This window comes from Pseudarthrobacter linnaei (assembly GCF_055412825.1).
The window spans coordinates 71,151-87,706 of sequence record NZ_JBVAYX010000014.1; the positions used below are offsets into that span (position 1 = coordinate 71,151).

Sequence of the window (16,556 nt, forward strand, 5' to 3'; positions counted from 1 at the left end):
TTCAGTCCTCCAGGTTCAGGCCGCGGAGTTCCCGCCGCTGGATCTTGCCGGTGTGTGTTTTGGGGAGATCGTTCAGGATGAAGAGGCGGCGCGGATACTTGTAGGCGGCCATCCGCTCCTTGGCGAAGGCAATCAGCTCGGTCTCGGTGGCCTGTTCGCCGGCCTTTAGCGAGACGTAGGCGACCACCGCTTCGCCGCTGTAGCTGTCCGGCTGGCCGACCACCGCGGCTTCGAGGACCGCCGGATGCTCGTAGAGGGCGTCTTCGACTTCCCGGGGCCACACCTTGTAGCCGGACACGTTGATCTGGTCCTTCATCCGGTCCACGAGGTAAATCCAGCCGGCCGCGTCCATGATGGCGACGTCCCCGGTGCGCAGCCGGCCGCCGGGCATCGCCGCTGCTGTCTCTGCCGGCTTGTTCAGGTAGCCGGGGGTCACCTGCGGCCCGCTGAGCTCCAGCTCCCCCGGTTCCCCGGCCGGAACCGGTTCGCCGTCCAGGCCAATGACCCGGGCCAGGAGATTCGGCAAGGGAACACCGATGGCGAGCGTGCCGCTGGCGGGGTCAACCGGCGCCACCGTGCCGGGCGGCACCGCGATCACGGCCGAGGCCGTCTCGGTCATCCCGTACACGTTGTGGATGTACTGCCCGAAGCGGGCCTGGAAGGCGGCCACCGTGGCGGGCGGTACCGGAGCCCCGCCGGAATAGATGTACTTGAGCGTCGCGAACTCAGCGGACGTCGCATGGGCCAGCTCCAGGAGTGCATTGAACACGGTGATGGAGCCAATGACATGGGTCACGCCGTGCCTGCTGAAGGATTCGAGGATGACCTCCGGCCGGACCCGGTTGATGAAAACCAGGTTCACCGGATGGGCGAGCGCCGTCACCGCGGCGGCCACCGCACCGGTGATGTGGAAGAGGGGCGCGACCGCGAGGACGACGTCCCCGGCTGCCAGATCCTGCCATTGTGCATAACCTGTTGCCACGCTCAGCACGTTCCGGTGGGTTCCCAGGGCACCCTTTGCGGGGCCGGTGGTTCCCGAGGTGTAGGTCAGCAGCGCCACACTGTCTTCGGTGAGCGGCGGCGGGACGGGGACCTGGCCGGACCGCCGCCGGATGATCGTGCGCAGGTCCTCCTCCGTCTGTTCACGCCGGACCGTTGAGCGGAAGACCCGCGGATCATTCTCGGTCTGGAAGTCCAGGTCCGAGGTGGTGATCACCCAGCCGACGCTGCTGCCCCGGAGCGTCTCCGTCACGGCGTCCAGCTCGCTGTCGAGGCACACAATCCCGACGGCGCCGGCGTCGTCGATGATGTTGCGGAGCTCTTTTCCCTTGTACATGGGGTTCAGCATCAGGGCCGTCCCGCCGGCTTTCCAGATGGCCAGCATGGACAGGGCAAACTGGGGGATGTTCTGCAGGTAGATACCGACGGAACGTCCCGGGCCAACGCCCCGCTGTTGGAGTTCGACGCCGAGAGCGTCAGTGAGCGAGTCGACGTCGGAGGCGGACAGCGACTGGTCGAAGTAGGTGACCGCGGCGGCGTCCGGTGCTCCCGTGACGCGCTGGGCCCATGCATCGTTGATGGTCCGGGCGGCGGGCTCGATGAGGGGTTGGACGCCGTCCGGATAGAGGGCGGTCCACGGGCGGTCTGCTGTTTCGTTCACGGCGATGAGTCTCTTCTTCGTTGAACAGAGGACGGTGAAACCTTTGTGACTTAGATGACTTTACCGAGCGCTCGCTCGGTTTTATTGAATATAGTGTAGATACACAACGACGGCAAGGGGTCACGGGATATGGGCGGACAGCGTGTCACAGATTCAACGGAGCCGGCTGCGGCGACGGGGACGCGGCACCCGGGGACGGCGGGCGCCGACGGAGGGTGGCAGGATTTCTCGCCGCCGGCACTGCGCCCGGTCCTGGCAGCAGCTTTGTCCTGCTTCATGGAAAACGGCTACCACGGGACCACGATCCGCCAGGTTGCGACCCGGGCGGGCCTGTCCGTCCCGGGCCTCTACCACCACTTCCCGTCCAAGCAGGCGCTGCTCGTGGCGCTCGACGCCGAGGCCATGAGTGAGCTCTGGAGCCGGAGCACGGCAGCACTGGCCGATGGCCCGCAGTCGGTCCTGGACCGGTTTGACCGGCTGGTCCGCTGCCTCACCCTGTTCCACGCGCACCGGGGGGAACTGGCCTTCATCGCCCTGAGCGAGATCCGCAGCCTGGAGGGATCCGCGCGCACCGAACACATTGCGGCCCGCGACCGCCAGCAGGGGCTCCTCAGCGGGATCATCGACGAAGGCGTGGCCGCCGGCATCTTTGACGCGCCGCACCCCCGCGAGACGAGCCGCGCCATCACCACCATGTGCACCGGTGTCGCCCAGTGGTACCGGATCGAGGGAGAACTCACGCCCGAGGAACTTGCGGACCGCTACGGCCGGCTCTGTCGGCTGACCGCGGGGGCAGCCGCCGGACGTTAGTGGAGCCTGCGTCCACCAGAGGGCGGCGGTCAGAAGCGGACCAGGGAGTACGGCAGGCTCGGCAGGTTCCCCGCGGACCAGGGACGGTCCGATTTCTCCAGCGGAATGTGGCCTCGGCCGTCGCGAATCACCAGCACCACCGTGCCCACGATGGCATACAGGGCAACCACAGCCAGGATTATCAGCAGAACCACAACGGACCCGGTCATGTCCAACACCTCTAAGGTCAATTTTACTGCGGTCCGCTCCTGCGAGAATGGCCAGATGACCGCCATCTTCCTGGACTGGAACCCGGACTGCTCGAATGACTGGAACTACGCCGCCGCCGCCGACCGTGTGGCCGCGACCGGGCTGCACCTTGAGCGCTGGTGCGTGGGCAGCCCGGGAAGCATCGCCGCGGGCACGGACGCCTGGCTGCTCCTGCAGGGCGACCACGGCCGGGGACTCATCGGCCATGGAGTCGTGGTCTCGGAACAGCCCGAAGCCGGGCGGCAATCGATCGTCCTGGGCGGAGTCCTGCCGGACGCGGCCCCGGTGTATGTGCAGGTGGCCTTTGATGCCCTCCTGCCGCCCGGCGAGCAGATCCCCGTCGACGTTCTCGGGGAGGCGATGCCCGGTGTCCACTGGGATGATGATGCCGCCCAGCTAATCGTCCAGCCGGCCGAGGAAGCGGCGATCCGGGCTCTGTGGCGGGACTTCGGGCCGTTGCCCGGCCCGGACCCCACCCGGCCCGGTCCCGGCACCTACCCGCCGGACGCGGTCATCCGGGTCGTGGTGAACCGCTACGAGCAGGACCCCGACGCGCGGCGGGCCTGCATCGCGCACCACGGCAGCAGCTGCGCGGCCTGCGGGTTCTCGTTCGAGCAGAGGTTCGGCGAGATCGCCCTGGGCTTCATCCCGGTCCACCACCTCGTCCCGGTCTCCCAACTCGGCAGCACCTATGAACTCGATCCGATCACCGATCTCGTGCCGCTCTGCGCCAACTGCCATGCCATGGCGCACCTCGGGGTGGGCACGCCGCGGACCGTCGCCGAGCTGCGCCGGGTCATCGCCGAGGCCGGGTTCCTCCGCGGCGCCATCGTCACCGCCGAACAGCTCGAGGCCCAGCGGCAGGCCCGGGAGCTCCTGGGCCCGCAGTAGGTCCGGCCGCGGCCTCGCCGCCGGTCCTGGCCTTCCCCACCACGTCTTCCCGGCTGCCAAGCGCGCTCAAGCGGACCAGACCTGCCGGAATTTGCCCCCGCGGTCGGTCCGGGGCGGCTCATCTGCCTGTTCGATGGCAATAATTCCAGCCCGTTGGTCCGCGAAGAAGCTGCCCAACCGTTCCTCGACTGCTCTTTGCACCTGCGCCCGGTCGGTGCCCGGGCTGACCTCCAGCCGCAGGCGCAGGGTCCCCGGCCCGGTGCGGATGGCCTGGAACCGGCGGACTCCGGCGGTCTCCTCGATCACCGTGCCCAGTGCCAGCGGCAGGATGGTCACGGCGCGACCGTCAGGCGCCCCGAAGGACACCAAGTCCCCGGCACGACCCTCGATTTTCACGGCAGGGAAAGGACTGCCGCACGGGCACGGACCGGTCGCCGGCGTGACCCGGTCTCCGAGGTCGTAGCGGATGATGGGCTGCACCCGGTTGGCCAGGTTGGTGACCAGTACCGTGTGGGAGGTGACGCCGTCGGGGACCGGCTGGTAGTCCGCGTCCACCGGCGGATCGGCACGCCAAAGTTAGGCCTTGGGCGAGGCAGTGAACGTAGTCACAGCTGAAAGCGGCTCGCACGTCACGCTCTGAAGCTGGTTCCGTGCGTTGATAATGACAATGAGCCGTTCCCCCGAGGACGCAACCGCAGCCTCAGGGATTCCGCGAGCTTCATAGATGTTCATGGGACGCCCGTCGACCCCTGAGACGGTTTGCGTGTTTTGCACAGTGAACCGTGTATGGATGGCCAGGCCCTGGTTCGAGTAGAGGTAGTCGAAGCCAAGCGCTGGACAGTCCGTGGCGAAAACTTCCGCGTCCGTGAATTCGCTGGCCATGGACGTGTTTGGGATCCTAAAACTTTCCAGCTCCACGCGCCACAGGCCGTTCTCATTGACTCCGGGCATTCCGGGCTGCCGGCAGCCCTCGATGACGTACTTCTGATCTCCGGCGGGCACCAACTTCCCCGTCGCACCGGGGTTTTGGCGGCTGCACTCTGCAACGACGTCGGGAGGCGGCTTTGCCAGGTAGCTTCCCAGCAAGGCAACAAGCAAGGCTATTGCGGCAGGGATAACAACCTCCGGGCGTCTCCAGAAGTTGCCCCAGTTCATCGGCTCCCGGCCGCGATGGGCTCCGTCGCCCGCCCCTTCCGTCGCTGCGTCAGTCATATCGGGGAGTATCCGCGCATGCCATCGCGCGGTCAACCCATCCCACGAACGGGCTCGATCTGCAGCATGCAGGATTTCGGGCTGAGCCCCGACCACACCCGCCACCGGGGTCCCAGTCACCGCCTGGAGTGCGGACGCGGCCGCGGCCCGGGTGGACATGCTCATTCTTCGCTCTAAAGACCGGGCATATCTGGATTATGTCCAGCCGCTGGCCCGGAGGGAGGGCATGCCCCGGTGGCGGGGTGGCATCGCACACGAAGCGGAGGTCAGGCTCGGGCCGAGGCTGGAACGGAAGCACACCAGGTTCTGGGCCAGGCCTCCCACCGCCCCGTTAACCCACTCTTCCCTCCCCCGCCATGCGCCCACCCCCGCGCCGACAGCCTGCCCCCGCACTGTGGAGGGGTGAGGATCGCAATTGTTGCTGAGTCATTCCTGCCGCTGATGAATGGGGTCACCCACTCAATCCTGCGGGTCCTGGAGCATCTGCAGGAGCGCGGAGACGAGGTGCTCGTGATCGCGCCGTCGGCGCAGGACGCCGAGTCGCCCAGCGAGGTTTACGGGGCGCATGTCCACCGGCTGCCCTCGGTGCCGCTGGCCGGCTACGCGAACGTCCGAGTGGCGATGGGCGGTGTCTCCCGGGTCAAGCGAATCCTTGCCGGGTATGCCCCCGACGTCGTCCACCTGGCGTCGCCGTTCGTGCTCGGCTGGCGCGCGGCGCAGGCCGCCCACCAGCTGGGGATCCCCACCATCGCCGTCTACCAGACAGAGGTCCCGGGCTACGCCGGGCGCTATGGAGTCCCCTTCCTGGAGAACTGGGCGTGGAACCGGGTGGAGAACATCCACCTGCTGGCATCCCGGACCCTCGCCCCCTCCAGCTTCGCGCTCAACCAGCTCCGCGGCCGCGGCATTCCGCGGGTCGAGATGTGGCGGCGCGGCGTGGACACGGACCGGTTCTCCCCGGCCCGGCGCGACGCCCGCTGGCGGGCCGCCGTCGCCCCGGCCGGCGAGCGCATCATCGGCTACGTGGGACGGCTCGCGGTCGAAAAGCAGGTGCAGGACCTCGCCGTGCTGGCCGATGTGCCCGGCACGCGGCTCGTGATTGTGGGCGACGGACCCCAGCGGCAGGCCCTCGAGAACGCGCTGCCGGACGCGGTCTTCACCGGCTTCCTCGGCGGCGGGGAGCTGGCCCGCGCGGTGGCGTCCTTCGATCTCTTCGTCCACCCCGGCGAGTTCGAGACCTTCTGCCAGACCATCCAGGAAGCGATGGCCTCCGGCGTTCCGGTGGTTGCCACCGGCCGCGGCGGCCCGCTGGACCTTGTCGAGAACTCGCGCACCGGGTGGCTGTATGAGCCGGGGAATCTTGCCGCGCTGCGTTCCCACGTGGCGGACCTGATGGGCGACGACGCCAAGCGCCGCGCGTTCGCAGCGGCGGCCCACGCATCGGTCCAGGGACGGACGTGGTCCGCCCTCGGTGCCGAGCTGGTCCAGCATTACCAGGCCGTCCTCCCCGCCCACATCCCCAGAACAACCCCTCAAGGAGTCGCCCTGTGAGAATTTCCGTGATCGGCTGCGGTTACCTGGGAGCCGTGCACGCGGCCACCCTCGCCTCGATGGGCCACAGCGTGGTGGGGATCGACGTCGATGCCGCCAAGGTGGAGCAGCTGGGCCGCGGTGCGGCACCGTTCTTCGAGCCGGGGCTGGACGAGCTCCTGCGCGACGGCATCGCAACCGGAAGGCTCAGCTTCTCCACGGAATTCGCCGACGCCGCCCGCGCCCAGCTGCATTTCCTCTGCGTGGGCACGCCGCAGTCCAAGACCTCCGACGGCGCCGACCTCAGTTACCTCGTCTCCGCCACGGAGGCGCTGCTCCCCCATCTGGCCGCACGGTCCGCGGTCGTGGGCAAGTCCACCGTCCCGGTCGGAACGGTGGACATGCTCAGCGGTGTACTGTCGCCGCGGCCGGACGTGCTCCTGGGCTGGAACCCCGAATTCCTGCGCCAGGGCACCGCGGTCAAGGACTCGCTGATCCCGGACCGGCTGGTGTACGGCGTCCCCGAGGATCGCAGCACCGGCGCGTCCATCACGGCAGCCCTCGATGCCGTCTACGAGCCCCTGCTGGCCGCCGGGATTCCGCGACTGGTCTGCAACTTCGCGACGGCGGAACTGATCAAGTCGGCGTCGAACGCGTACCTTGCCACGAAGCTCAGTTTCATCAATGCCATGGCCGAGCTCTGCGACGCAACCGGCGCCGACGTGAAACAGCTGGGCGCGGCAATGGGTTTTGATCCGCGCATCGGAAGCCGGTACCTCCATGCCGGCCTGGGCTTCGGTGGAGGCTGCCTGCCCAAGGACATCCGCTCGCTCCGGGTCCAGGCCGCGGGTCTGGGCGTGGCTTCGGTGGATCAATGGATGGCGGTGGTGGATTCCATCAACCAGGACCAGCGTTCCCGCACCGTCGGGCTGGCCCGGGAACTGTGCGGCGGCCAGCTCGGCGGCCGCCGCGTCACCGTGCTCGGTGCGGCCTTCAAACCGGACACGGACGATATCCGGGACTCCCCTGCCCTGGCCGTGGCACTCCAGCTGGCGTCGGCCGGCGCCCATGTCACGGTGACGGACCCTGCGGCGATCAACAACGCGTGGCTCCGCTACCCGCAGCTGCGCTTCGAGCCGTCCACGTCTGCGGCCCTGGAAGGAGCGGAGCTTGTGCTGCTGCTAACCGAGTGGGAGGAGTACGCCTCGCTCCAGCCCGCCGTCGCCGGGGCGCTGGTCCGGCGCCGCACCCTCCTGGACGCCCGGAACGCCGTCGACGCTGGGGTCTGGGAGGCGGCGGGCTGGACGGTCCGCGGCCTGGGGCGCGGCCGCGCCACCAACCCAAGCACCACCCACCTGAGCGCCGCCGGACACCGGTCGCCGTAACCACCCACCGCCCCCGTCGCCCTCCCCACCCACAACCGCCGGCCGAACCAAGCCCCGCCGAAACGCCACGGCACCGGCTTGGACGTCGCCCGGCGGCGAGGCCCCTATGATTTCCTGAGGGAGGGACTCTAATTGAACTACCGGTGGTCTCACATATGTACAGCGGTGGCACCGTGACGGCTTCCGCGCACCCGCCGCCCGGCTTCGAGTCGGTGCTGGAATCCAGCCCCGATGCCCTCCTGGTGGTCGCGGAAGACGGCACCATCCGCCTGGTCAACGCCGCCACCGAACGCATGTTCGGCTACTCCCGCGACGAGCTCCTGGGCAAAGACCACCGGATGCTCCTCGCCGAAGGCTTCCGCAGCGGACTCCAGCGTCTCTTCTTCGCCCTCCGCAAGGAGGCCGACACCGGTTCCGACGCCGCCCCGGCACCGGGCGCGGCCTACGGCAACCCGGCCCCCGCCGCAACGGCCCCCGCCACCCCCAGCCTCCCGCCGGTCGAGGCCTACGGTGTGCGCCGGGACGGCACCGAATTCCAGGGCGAAGTGGCCTGCTCGCTGCTGGCAAAGGAAAGCGACGACGCCCCCCTCAGCATGGCCGTCGCCGTCCGGGACACCTCCCACCGCCTGGCGGCGGACGCCGGGCTCCGAGAAGCGATGTCCCTGCTCAGCGCCACGCTGGAATCCACGGCCGACGGCATCCTCGTTGTCGGCGGCGACGGCCGGATCGCCAGTGTCAATAACCAGTTCATCTCCATGTGGGGCGTCCCGCGCGAGCTGCTGGCCACCGAGGACGACGACGCCGTGATGGGCTTCGTCCTGGACCAGCTGGTGGACCCCGCGCAGTTCGTTGAGAAGATCGCTGCGCTCTACGCCGAACCGGAAGCCGAAAGCCACGACGTCCTGGACTTCCTGGACGGCCGCACCCTCGAACGCTATTCGCGCCCGCAGAAGGTCGCGGACCGGGTGGTCGGGCGCGTCTGGAGTTTCCGGGATGTCACCCCCGCCCGGGTCGCGCAGGACAGGATCACCCAGGCGATGGCTGACCTCGCCGAGCAGGCCGCGCAGCTCAAGGCCCTCGCGTTCCAGGACCCGCTGACCGGGCTGTCCAACCGGCAGCTCTTCAACGACCACCTCGAGGCGGCACTGCGCGGGCCGTGGAGCATCGCCGTCGACGTCCTGCTCCTGGACCTGGACGACTTCAAGGAAGTCAACGACATCCTGGGCCACCATGCCGGCGACCAGATGCTGATCGAGGTCAGCCGGCGGCTGCGGAACTGTGTCCGCCCCCAAGACGTTGTAGCACGCCTGGGCGGTGACGAATTCGTCGTGCTGCTGGTTGGCTCACTGGACCCCGTGGCGGTGGCCGAGCGGATCATCGACTCGCTGCGGGTGCCGCTCTGGATCGACGGGACCATGCTGCGCCCGAGCCTGAGCCTCGGGCTGGCGTCCCTTAACGAGGACACCGTGGACGCCTCCGAGCTGCTGCGCCGCGCCGACGTCGCGATGTACGCGGCGAAGACTGCGGGGAAAAACAGGTACCTGAGGTTCCGCCCGGAGATGATGAAGTCACTCGTGGAGCGCACCGAGCTGGAGGCCGGGCTGCGGATGGCCGTGGACGCCGGCCAGATCACCGTGCACTACCAGCCGATCGTCTCGTCCCGGCTCGGCGTCGCGGTCAAGGTTGAGGCGCTGGCCCGCTGGGAGCGCGACGGCGAAACGGTCCCGCCCCAGCAGTTCATCCCGGCGGCGGAGCGCAGCGGCCTGATCGTCGAGATCGGCACCGAGGTGCTTCTGAAGGGCTGCACCGAACTGAAAACCTGGCTCGCCGAGGACGCATCGCGCTCCCTCGCCGTTAACGTCTCCGGAGTGCAGTTGCAGCACGGGGACTTCGCCGAGCTGGTGCTGGCCGTCGCACGGTCCACCGGCGTGGATCCGCGGCAGCTGGTCCTGGAGGTCACCGAAAGTGTGTTCTTCGACGACGACTGCCACGTCTTCCAGCAGCTGACGGCCCTCCGCAAAGGCGGAGTGCGGGTGGCCCTCGACGACTTCGGCACCGGTTACTCCTCACTTGGCCGGCTGCAGGACCTGCCCGTGGACACCCTCAAAATCGACCAGTCCTTCACCTCCATGATCCGTACCGGCAACGAAAAGCTGCCGATCCTCAGCTGCATGATCGCCATGGCCCACGGCCTCGGCCTGAGCGTCACGGCGGAAGGTGTGGAGACCGCGGCGCAGGCCCGGTACCTGATGAACCTCGACTGCGATTCGTTGCAGGGCTTCATGTTCTCCGGCTCCACCGCAGAGCCCGAGCTGGCAGCCGCCATCGCCCGCTCCGCCGCGGCATTCGCTGCCCTGCAGGGAGACCGGGTTGCCGGGCACCGGTAACTCCGTCTCGGTCCGATCTACCGTCACAATCCCGTGACGCGGCTCACTACGGCCCCGGGGTACTGGACACGGGCGCAATGGACCCTATGATTCAGGAAACGCGTTGTCCGCGGCGCCGCCGCGACAGGCATTAACACACCATCCGTCGCTTGGGGGCCGGTATCGCCGTGGGAACTGGGATTGAAGAGAGCCTGCTCGAACAGGGACCCGATGCTTTCTTGCTGCTGAGCGCAGACGGAACTATCGCATTAGTGAACTCGGCAGCGGAGCGGCTCTTCGGCTATCCGCGCGAGCAGTTGCTCGGTGCTGACCATAACCTCCTGCTCTCCGAGCACGAGCGCGGCGGCTTCCTGCGGGTCTTTGGCCGGCTGGGCCGAGGCGGCGAGGCGGGCAGGCGGCCGTTCGCGGCGGCAGGCCGGCGTCGGGATGGCAGCGAAATCGCGCTGGAGATTACCTGCTCGCTGGTCACGCTCGACGACGGACCGGGCGTGGCGGTTGCCGTCCGGGATGGAAGCCACCGGGAGGACACCGACGCCGGCCGCCGGCTGGCGGTCTCGCTGCTGGATGCCACCCTGGAAACCGCCGCAGACGGCATTGTGGTGGTCTCCAACGACGGCCTGATCACCGGCGTCAATGACCAGTACCTCAAGTTGTGGGGTATGCCGCCGGAGCTCATCGCGGCGGAGGACCCGGCGGCGCTGGTCACCTTCATTTCCGAACAACTGCTCGATCCGGACTATTTCCTGCAGAAAGTCGCGAAGCTGTATTCCGGGAAGCTCCAACAGAGCCACGACGTGCTGGTGTTCAAGGACGGACGCACTGTGGAGCTGTGCTCCCGCCCGCAGACGGTCAATGACGTGATCGTGGGCCGGATCTGGAACTTCCGCGACATCACGTCGCGGCAGCGAGCACAGGACCAGGCCCGCCGCGCCATGGAGGAGCTCGCCGAACAGGCCGACAAGCTCAAGGAGCTCGCCTTTCAGGACCCACTGACCGGGCTGGCCAACCGGATGCTCTTCACCGAACGCGCCGCTGACGCGCTGCTGACCCCCGGACCGGTCCACGTGCTGCTGCTGGATCTGGACGATTTCAAGGAAGTTAACGACGTCCTGGGCCATCAGGCAGGGGACGAGATGCTCGTGGAGATCTCCCGGCGGCTGCGCAAGTGCGTCGGGCCGCATGGCACCGTGGCACGTTTGGGCGGGGACGAGTTCGTCGTCCTGCTGGTCGGCTGCAACGATTCCGACGCGGTGGCGCAGCGGGTCGTGGCCACTCTAAACGCCCCGGTCTCCATCGAGGGCGCCTTTATGAGGCCGGGGCTGAGCCTGGGCGTTGCCTCGCGGGGCACCGGGACCGTGAGCTCCTCAGAGTTGCTCCGCCAGGCCGACCTGGCCATGTATGCGGCCAAGGAGGCCGGCAAGAACTGCTACGTTCATTTCCGGCCGGAGATGCTCACTGCGCTGCTGGAACGCACCCAGCTGACCGCCGGACTGCGGCGAGCCGTGGAACTGGGGCAGATCGTCGTGCATTACCAGCCGGTGGTGTCCACGGACCAACTGGAAGTTGTGCAGTTCGAGGCCCTGGCCCGCTGGCAGCGGGAGGGGCGTCTCGTTCCCCCCGACGAGTTCATTGAGACCGCGGAGCGCAGCGGCCTGATCCGGGAGATCGGGGATGAAGTACTGCGGCGCAGCTGCGCCGAGCTGCAGCCCTGGCTCGCCGAGGACCCGCGCCGGACCCTCGCCGTCAATGTATCCGGGGTGCAGCTGCAGCACCCGGACTTCGCCGAACGCGTCCTGGACATTGCGGCCTGGGCCGGCGTGGACCCGCGCCAGCTGGTGCTGGAGGTGACGGAGAGCGTGTTCTTCGACGCCCAGTGCCAGGTCATCACCCAGCTTGTGACCCTGCGCGAGGCAGGGGTCCGGGTTGCCCTGGACGACTTCGGCACCGGCTATTCCTCGCTGGGCAGGCTCCAGGACCTCCCCGTCGACATCGTCAAGATCGACAAATCCTTCGTCTCCATGCTGCGCACCGGGGCGGAGAAGCTGCCCATCCTGACCTCTATGATCCACATGGCGCGCAGCCTGGGCCTGAAGGTCACGGCCGAGGGCATCGAAACCCCGGAGCAGGCCCGCTACCTGATGGACCACGGCTGCGACGCCCTGCAGGGCTTCCTCTTCTCCCGGCCGGAGCCCGAGCTCCGCAGGGAGCTCGGCATCCGCAACTCCACCGCCGCCATTGCGGCGCTGGAAAGTGTTCCGCTGCCCGCCGCATAGGAGCCCGGGGACTGCGGGGCGACACATTGTGGGGCCGCGGAATGACGCGTATCACGTGCGGCGCCCGCACCACATATGATTCAGTGAGCGCAGCCCGCCGTGTTCTCCACAGGGCTGGCTGCCACTTCACATCCATCGCTTGGGGGCAGGCAAAACAAAATGCAATCTGGACTCGCACAACTGCTGCTGGAGCATGGCCCGGACCCGCTGCTGCTGCTGGATCCGGTCGGGTCCATCGCGTTCCTGAACGCCGCCGCTGAGGAGCTCTTCGGCTACTCCCGGGTCCAGCTGCTGGGCGCCGATTTCTTCCTGCTCCTGGCTGAGAACTCCCGCGAACCCTTCCATGGCGTCCTCGCCGGCCTGGGCGCCTCAGCGCCCCGCACCGGCCAGCCCTTCGCCGGTTCCGGCCGCCGCGCCGACGGCTTTGAGCTCCCCGTGGAGATCACCTGCTCGCTGTTGCCTTCCGACGCCGGCGCGGGCCCGTCCGCGCGGTCCGTCGCGCTCTCGGTCCGCGGCACCGGGCACCGTCCGGCTCCGGCTTCCGGAAACCGCCACGGCGGGACCGCGCACGACGGCGGCGCTATCGCCGGCACTGCAGCGGGCCCCGGCTCTGCCGCGGACGCCGCCACCCGCGGCCGGCGTACTGAAGCTGCTTCCGCGGACGCTCCCGCCGCGTTCGTCGGGCATGATGACCAGCTGCGGGCCGGCGTGCTGCGCGATCCGCTGACCTCGCTGCCCAACGGCACGCTGTTCAACGAGCGGCTCGCCGCGGCGCTGCACCGGCCGGACCCGGTGGACGTGCTGCTCCTGAACGTGGATGACTTTAAGAACCTCAATGACATGCTGGGCCGCTCCTCCGCGGACGAGGTGCTGGTGGAGGTAGCGAGCCGGCTCCGCAACTGTGTGCGGCCGCACGACACCGTGGCCAGATTGGGCGGTGACGAATTCGCGGTGCTTCTCACGGAGTGCCTCAACGCGGACGCAGTCGCCAAGCGGATAGCGGAGTCGCTGTCCGAGCCGCTGCGCGCCGGCGGCTCGCTGATCCGCCCCGGCGTGAGCATGGGCCTGGCGTCCAGGTCCGCCCAGACGCTCGACGGCGCCGAGCTGTTGCGGCAGGCCGATGCGGCCATGACGGCGGCAAAGACCGGCGGCAAGAACGCCTGGCTGCGGTTCCGGCAGGAGATGCTGAACATCGCGGGCACCAAAGCCGACGGCCAGGCCGGGCTGCGGCAGGCGGTGGAGCTGGGGCAGATTTCGGTCCACTACCAGCCCGTGGTGTCCCCCCGTCTCGGCGCGGTGGTGCAGTTTGAGGCGTTTGCGCGCTGGGAGCGCCACGGCCGGCTGGTTCCGCCCAACCAGTTCCTGCCCGTTGCCGAGCAAAGCGGACTGATCCGCGAGATCGGCGACGAGGTCATGCGCCGGGCCTGCGCCGAAATCCGGCCCTGGCTGGCGGGCGACGCTGCGTACAGCGTCGCGGTGAACATCTCCGGCCTGCAGTTCCAGAACCGCGACTTCGCCACGGACGTGCTCGCGATCGTGGCGTCCACCGGCGTGGACCCACGGCAGCTCATGCTGGAGCTGACCGAGAGCGTGTTCTTCGAGTCGGATTCTGACGTGCTGCGCCAGCTGCGCCAGCTGCGGGAAGCCGGCGTGCGGATCGCGATGGACGACTTCGGCACGGGCTACGCGTCCCTCGGCCGGCTCAAGGAGCTGCCGCTGGACAAGGTCAAGATCGACCGCTCCTTTGTGGCGATGATTAAGACCGGCCAGGAACAGCTGCCGTTCTTCGGCACCATGATCGACGCCGCGCACGGTCTGGGCCTGAAGGTCACAGCCGAGGGCATCGAGACGCCGGCCCAGGCCCGGTACCTCATGGACCGCGGCTGCGACTCCCTGCAGGGCTACCTATTCGCCAGGCCGGCCCCGGCCAGCGAACTGGCTGGGAGCATGGAGAGTGCGCTGACAGCGATCGACAAGGTAAACACCGCCCGTTAGTTTCCGTGCACCTGTGCCCGCGGCTGGCTGGCTGCTGCTGCTTCTACCGGCGACGGCGGGCGGCTGCGGCCCAGGCGGGCCGGCCACCGGCTGCTTCCACCGGTGATTTGCTGGCAGGGGCCTGCTGCACCCGGTGACTAGACCCGGTGACTAGACCCGGCGATCAAGCTCGTCGAGGTCAGCGCCCACCATGGCCGCGCTGCGGTCCCACAGCTCCCGTGCCAGCTCCGGGTCGTACGCCTGCTTGTTGGCCTTCGCCAGCGCCCGCTTCGCGTAGTACGCGCCGGAGATCCAGTCCTGCCCCGGCGTGGCCGTGGCAAGCCACACGAGCGTGTCTGCGCCCTGTTCGGGGCTCAGCAGGAACCGGTTGAGAAACGTCTTGTAGGCGTGCCGCATCGGGCTGGTGGACTCCGCTGCGAAATTAGTGGCAACGACGCCGGGGTGGAACGCCGCGGTCCTGATCCCTTCGCCGCCGTAGCGGCTGTCGAGCTCACTGGTGAAGAGGATATTCGCGAGCTTCGCGGTGCCGTACGCCCGGTTGGTGGAGTAACCCTGCGCCGAGTCGAGGTCGAACAGGTCCAGCTTACCGAAACCGTTAGCGGCGCTGGAGGTGTTGATGACGGTGGCGTGGCTGGCGCTGAGGACGTCCATCAGCTCTGTGGTGAGCAGGAACGGGGCCAGGTGGTTGATCTGGAAGGTTTTCTCGTGGCCGTCCACGGTCAGTTCACGCTTTCCCATGATGCCGCCGGCGTTGTTGGCAAGGACATCGATCCGCGGGTACTTCTCCCTCAGCTGCGCGGCGAGTTGGCGCACCTGTGCCAGCTCCGCGAAGTCGCTGACGAAGAAGTCCGCGCCGATCTCCCGGGCGATCCGCTCGGTCTTCTCCGCGGAACGCCCGACGACGACCACACGCTCCCCCTGTTGGCTCAGCGTCCGCGCGGCGGACGCGCCGATGCCGTCGCTGGCTCCGGTGATGACAATGGTCCGAGCGGTCATGAGTAAGTCCTTTGAACGGAAGCGGCAACCGGGCTGGTCGAAAACTAGCCCACGGAACCACAACGACGCCGGGGCGGGGCTTGTTCCGTGGTGGTTTGTGGGCTGGTCATAATCCAGGTGTAACAGCGGCCTGAAGCCGCCGGACTCGAGTAGCGATCCGGCGATAAAGCAGGTGAGGTTGCCGAGCCCGAGGGCGCAGCCGCGGAAGTGTCCGAGTCGTCCGTCGATCGCGCTTCGAGCGTCCACCGCAGATCAGGGCAGGCAACGCCCGCCCCAAGGGTAGCGTCCGGCACGACACCACACGGCGCTACTCACGCGCTACTATGAGGCACCCCAAAGCAAAGGAGAGCCCCGTGGGCAAAGTGGTCATGTACAGCTCGGTGTCCGTGGACGGCTTCATCGCGGACGAGAACGACCAGCCCGGACAGCTGTTCGACTGGTTGTCCAGCGGCGACGTCCCATTGGACGAGAGCGGAGAGCTCAAGGTGTCGCAGACATCCTACGACTACACCCGGGCGTACTGGGACCAGATCGGGGTGACAATCGCCGGCCGCCACGTCTTCGACATAACGGACGGCTGGGACGGGAAGCCTCCGAGCGGAATCGACCACGTGGTCGTCGTGACACACCGGCCGGAGCCCGAGGGCTGGGACCCCGAGGCGCCGTTTCACTTTGTCGGCGGCGTCGAGTCAGCCGTGGCCAAGGCGCAGGAGCTCGCGGGTGACCGCATCGTCGAGGTCGCCGCTGGCGACGTCGGTGGCCAGGTGCTAGCCGCGGGCCTGGTCGACGAGGTGCGCATGGACGTCGCACCCGTCGTGTTCGGGTCCGGCAAGCGCTTCTTCGGGTCGGTCCATTCACAGCACCTGCTGGAGGATCCCGACGTGGTGATTCAGGGCAACCGGGTGCTTCACCTGCGCTATCGGGTGCGCCGTTGACCGACCTGAGCGGGTGTGCGAAGAACTCCACTGCGAACGGTGACACAGAATAGGGCCTCCGGCTGCGTTTGCGCATCGCTGCCCCGGGACCGACGCGCCAGCCAACATCCAGCCAGCGATTACACCCTCAACTGTGAACAGCCGGTTTGTGGGTTAAATGCGGGAGAGCCCCAACCGTGTGGTTGGGGCTCTCGACCGTTTAATGATGTTCCGGCGGTGACCTACTCTCCCAC

Annotated in this window: 13 protein-coding genes; 8 read left to right on the plus strand and 5 right to left on the minus strand. The window is 68.1% G+C overall.

Annotated elements, in window-relative coordinates:
- Position 1: 1 nt before the first annotated feature.
- Positions 2-1,660 carry a class I adenylate-forming enzyme family protein gene (locus tag ACZYZ3_RS13305; RefSeq protein WP_463964288.1) on the minus strand — a complete coding sequence of 553 codons (1,659 nt, stop codon included), beginning with the start codon at positions 1,658-1,660 and terminating at the stop codon, positions 2-4.
- A gap of 129 nt (positions 1,661-1,789) precedes the next feature.
- Here ACZYZ3_RS13305 and ACZYZ3_RS13310 point away from each other — a divergent pair, with 129 nt between their 5' ends.
- Complete coding sequence (locus tag ACZYZ3_RS13310; protein WP_463964289.1) at positions 1,790-2,470, plus strand: TetR/AcrR family transcriptional regulator; 681 nt, start codon at positions 1,790-1,792, stop codon at positions 2,468-2,470.
- 29 nt (positions 2,471-2,499) lie between these two features.
- Here the strand turns inward: ACZYZ3_RS13310 and ACZYZ3_RS13315 are convergent, their stop codons facing one another.
- Positions 2,500-2,679 carry a hypothetical protein gene (locus ACZYZ3_RS13315; RefSeq protein ID WP_463964290.1) on the minus strand — a complete coding sequence of 60 codons (180 nt, stop codon included), beginning with the start codon at positions 2,677-2,679 and terminating at the stop codon, positions 2,500-2,502.
- Between ACZYZ3_RS13315 and ACZYZ3_RS13320 the strand changes: the two genes are divergently transcribed.
- The gene (locus ACZYZ3_RS13320) at positions 2,678-3,610 is read left to right on the plus strand and encodes an HNH endonuclease (RefSeq protein WP_463964291.1); all 933 of its coding nucleotides are present in this window, start codon (positions 2,678-2,680) and stop codon (positions 3,608-3,610) included. The two genes, ACZYZ3_RS13315 and ACZYZ3_RS13320, sit on opposite strands and share 2 nt — an antisense overlap.
- Positions 3,611-3,676: 66 nt before the next feature.
- On the opposite strand, the gene ACZYZ3_RS13325 is transcribed toward ACZYZ3_RS13320, so the two are convergent.
- Together ACZYZ3_RS13325 and ACZYZ3_RS13330 are read right to left on the minus strand one after the other, a co-directional pair.
- Complete coding sequence (locus ACZYZ3_RS13325) at positions 3,677-4,165, minus strand: phenylacetate--CoA ligase family protein (RefSeq protein ID WP_463964292.1); 489 nt, start codon at positions 4,163-4,165, stop codon at positions 3,677-3,679.
- A 21-nt stretch (positions 4,166-4,186) separates the two neighbouring features.
- Positions 4,187-4,822 (minus strand): hypothetical protein, encoded by a 636-nt coding sequence (locus ACZYZ3_RS13330; protein ID WP_463964293.1) that lies wholly within the window; start codon positions 4,820-4,822, stop codon positions 4,187-4,189.
- Positions 4,823-5,224: 402 nt separating this feature from the next.
- Here ACZYZ3_RS13330 and ACZYZ3_RS13335 point away from each other — a divergent pair, with 402 nt between their 5' ends.
- The 5 genes from ACZYZ3_RS13335 (at position 5,225) to ACZYZ3_RS13355 (ending at position 14,392) form a co-directional block, all read left to right on the plus strand.
- Positions 5,225-6,373: a glycosyltransferase family 4 protein gene (locus ACZYZ3_RS13335; RefSeq protein ID WP_463964294.1), complete on the plus strand. Its 1,149-nt coding sequence runs from the start codon at positions 5,225-5,227 to the stop codon at positions 6,371-6,373.
- Complete coding sequence (locus ACZYZ3_RS13340) at positions 6,370-7,737, plus strand: UDP-glucose dehydrogenase family protein (protein WP_463964295.1); 1,368 nt, start codon at positions 6,370-6,372, stop codon at positions 7,735-7,737. Before ACZYZ3_RS13335 ends, ACZYZ3_RS13340 begins: the two co-directional genes overlap by 4 nt.
- A gap of 155 nt (positions 7,738-7,892) precedes the next feature.
- The gene (locus tag ACZYZ3_RS13345; protein WP_463964302.1) at positions 7,893-10,124 is read left to right on the plus strand and encodes a sensor domain-containing protein; all 2,232 of its coding nucleotides are present in this window, start codon (positions 7,893-7,895) and stop codon (positions 10,122-10,124) included.
- A 167-nt stretch (positions 10,125-10,291) separates the two neighbouring features.
- Positions 10,292-12,397 carry a putative bifunctional diguanylate cyclase/phosphodiesterase gene (locus ACZYZ3_RS13350; RefSeq protein WP_463964296.1) on the plus strand — a complete coding sequence of 702 codons (2,106 nt, stop codon included), beginning with the start codon at positions 10,292-10,294 and terminating at the stop codon, positions 12,395-12,397.
- Between the two features lie 159 nt (positions 12,398-12,556).
- Positions 12,557-14,392 carry a putative bifunctional diguanylate cyclase/phosphodiesterase gene (locus ACZYZ3_RS13355; RefSeq protein WP_463964297.1) on the plus strand — a complete coding sequence of 612 codons (1,836 nt, stop codon included), beginning with the start codon at positions 12,557-12,559 and terminating at the stop codon, positions 14,390-14,392.
- A 150-nt stretch (positions 14,393-14,542) separates the two neighbouring features.
- Here ACZYZ3_RS13355 and ACZYZ3_RS13360 read toward each other — a convergent pair whose 3' ends face one another.
- Entirely contained in the window at positions 14,543-15,388 is an 846-nt protein-coding gene (locus ACZYZ3_RS13360) for an SDR family NAD(P)-dependent oxidoreductase (RefSeq protein ID WP_463964303.1), read from the minus strand.
- A 353-nt stretch (positions 15,389-15,741) separates the two neighbouring features.
- Between ACZYZ3_RS13360 and ACZYZ3_RS13365 the strand changes: the two genes are divergently transcribed.
- Entirely contained in the window at positions 15,742-16,323 is a 582-nt protein-coding gene (locus tag ACZYZ3_RS13365) for a dihydrofolate reductase family protein (protein ID WP_463964298.1), read from the plus strand.
- The last annotated feature ends 233 nt before the right edge of the window (positions 16,324-16,556 follow it).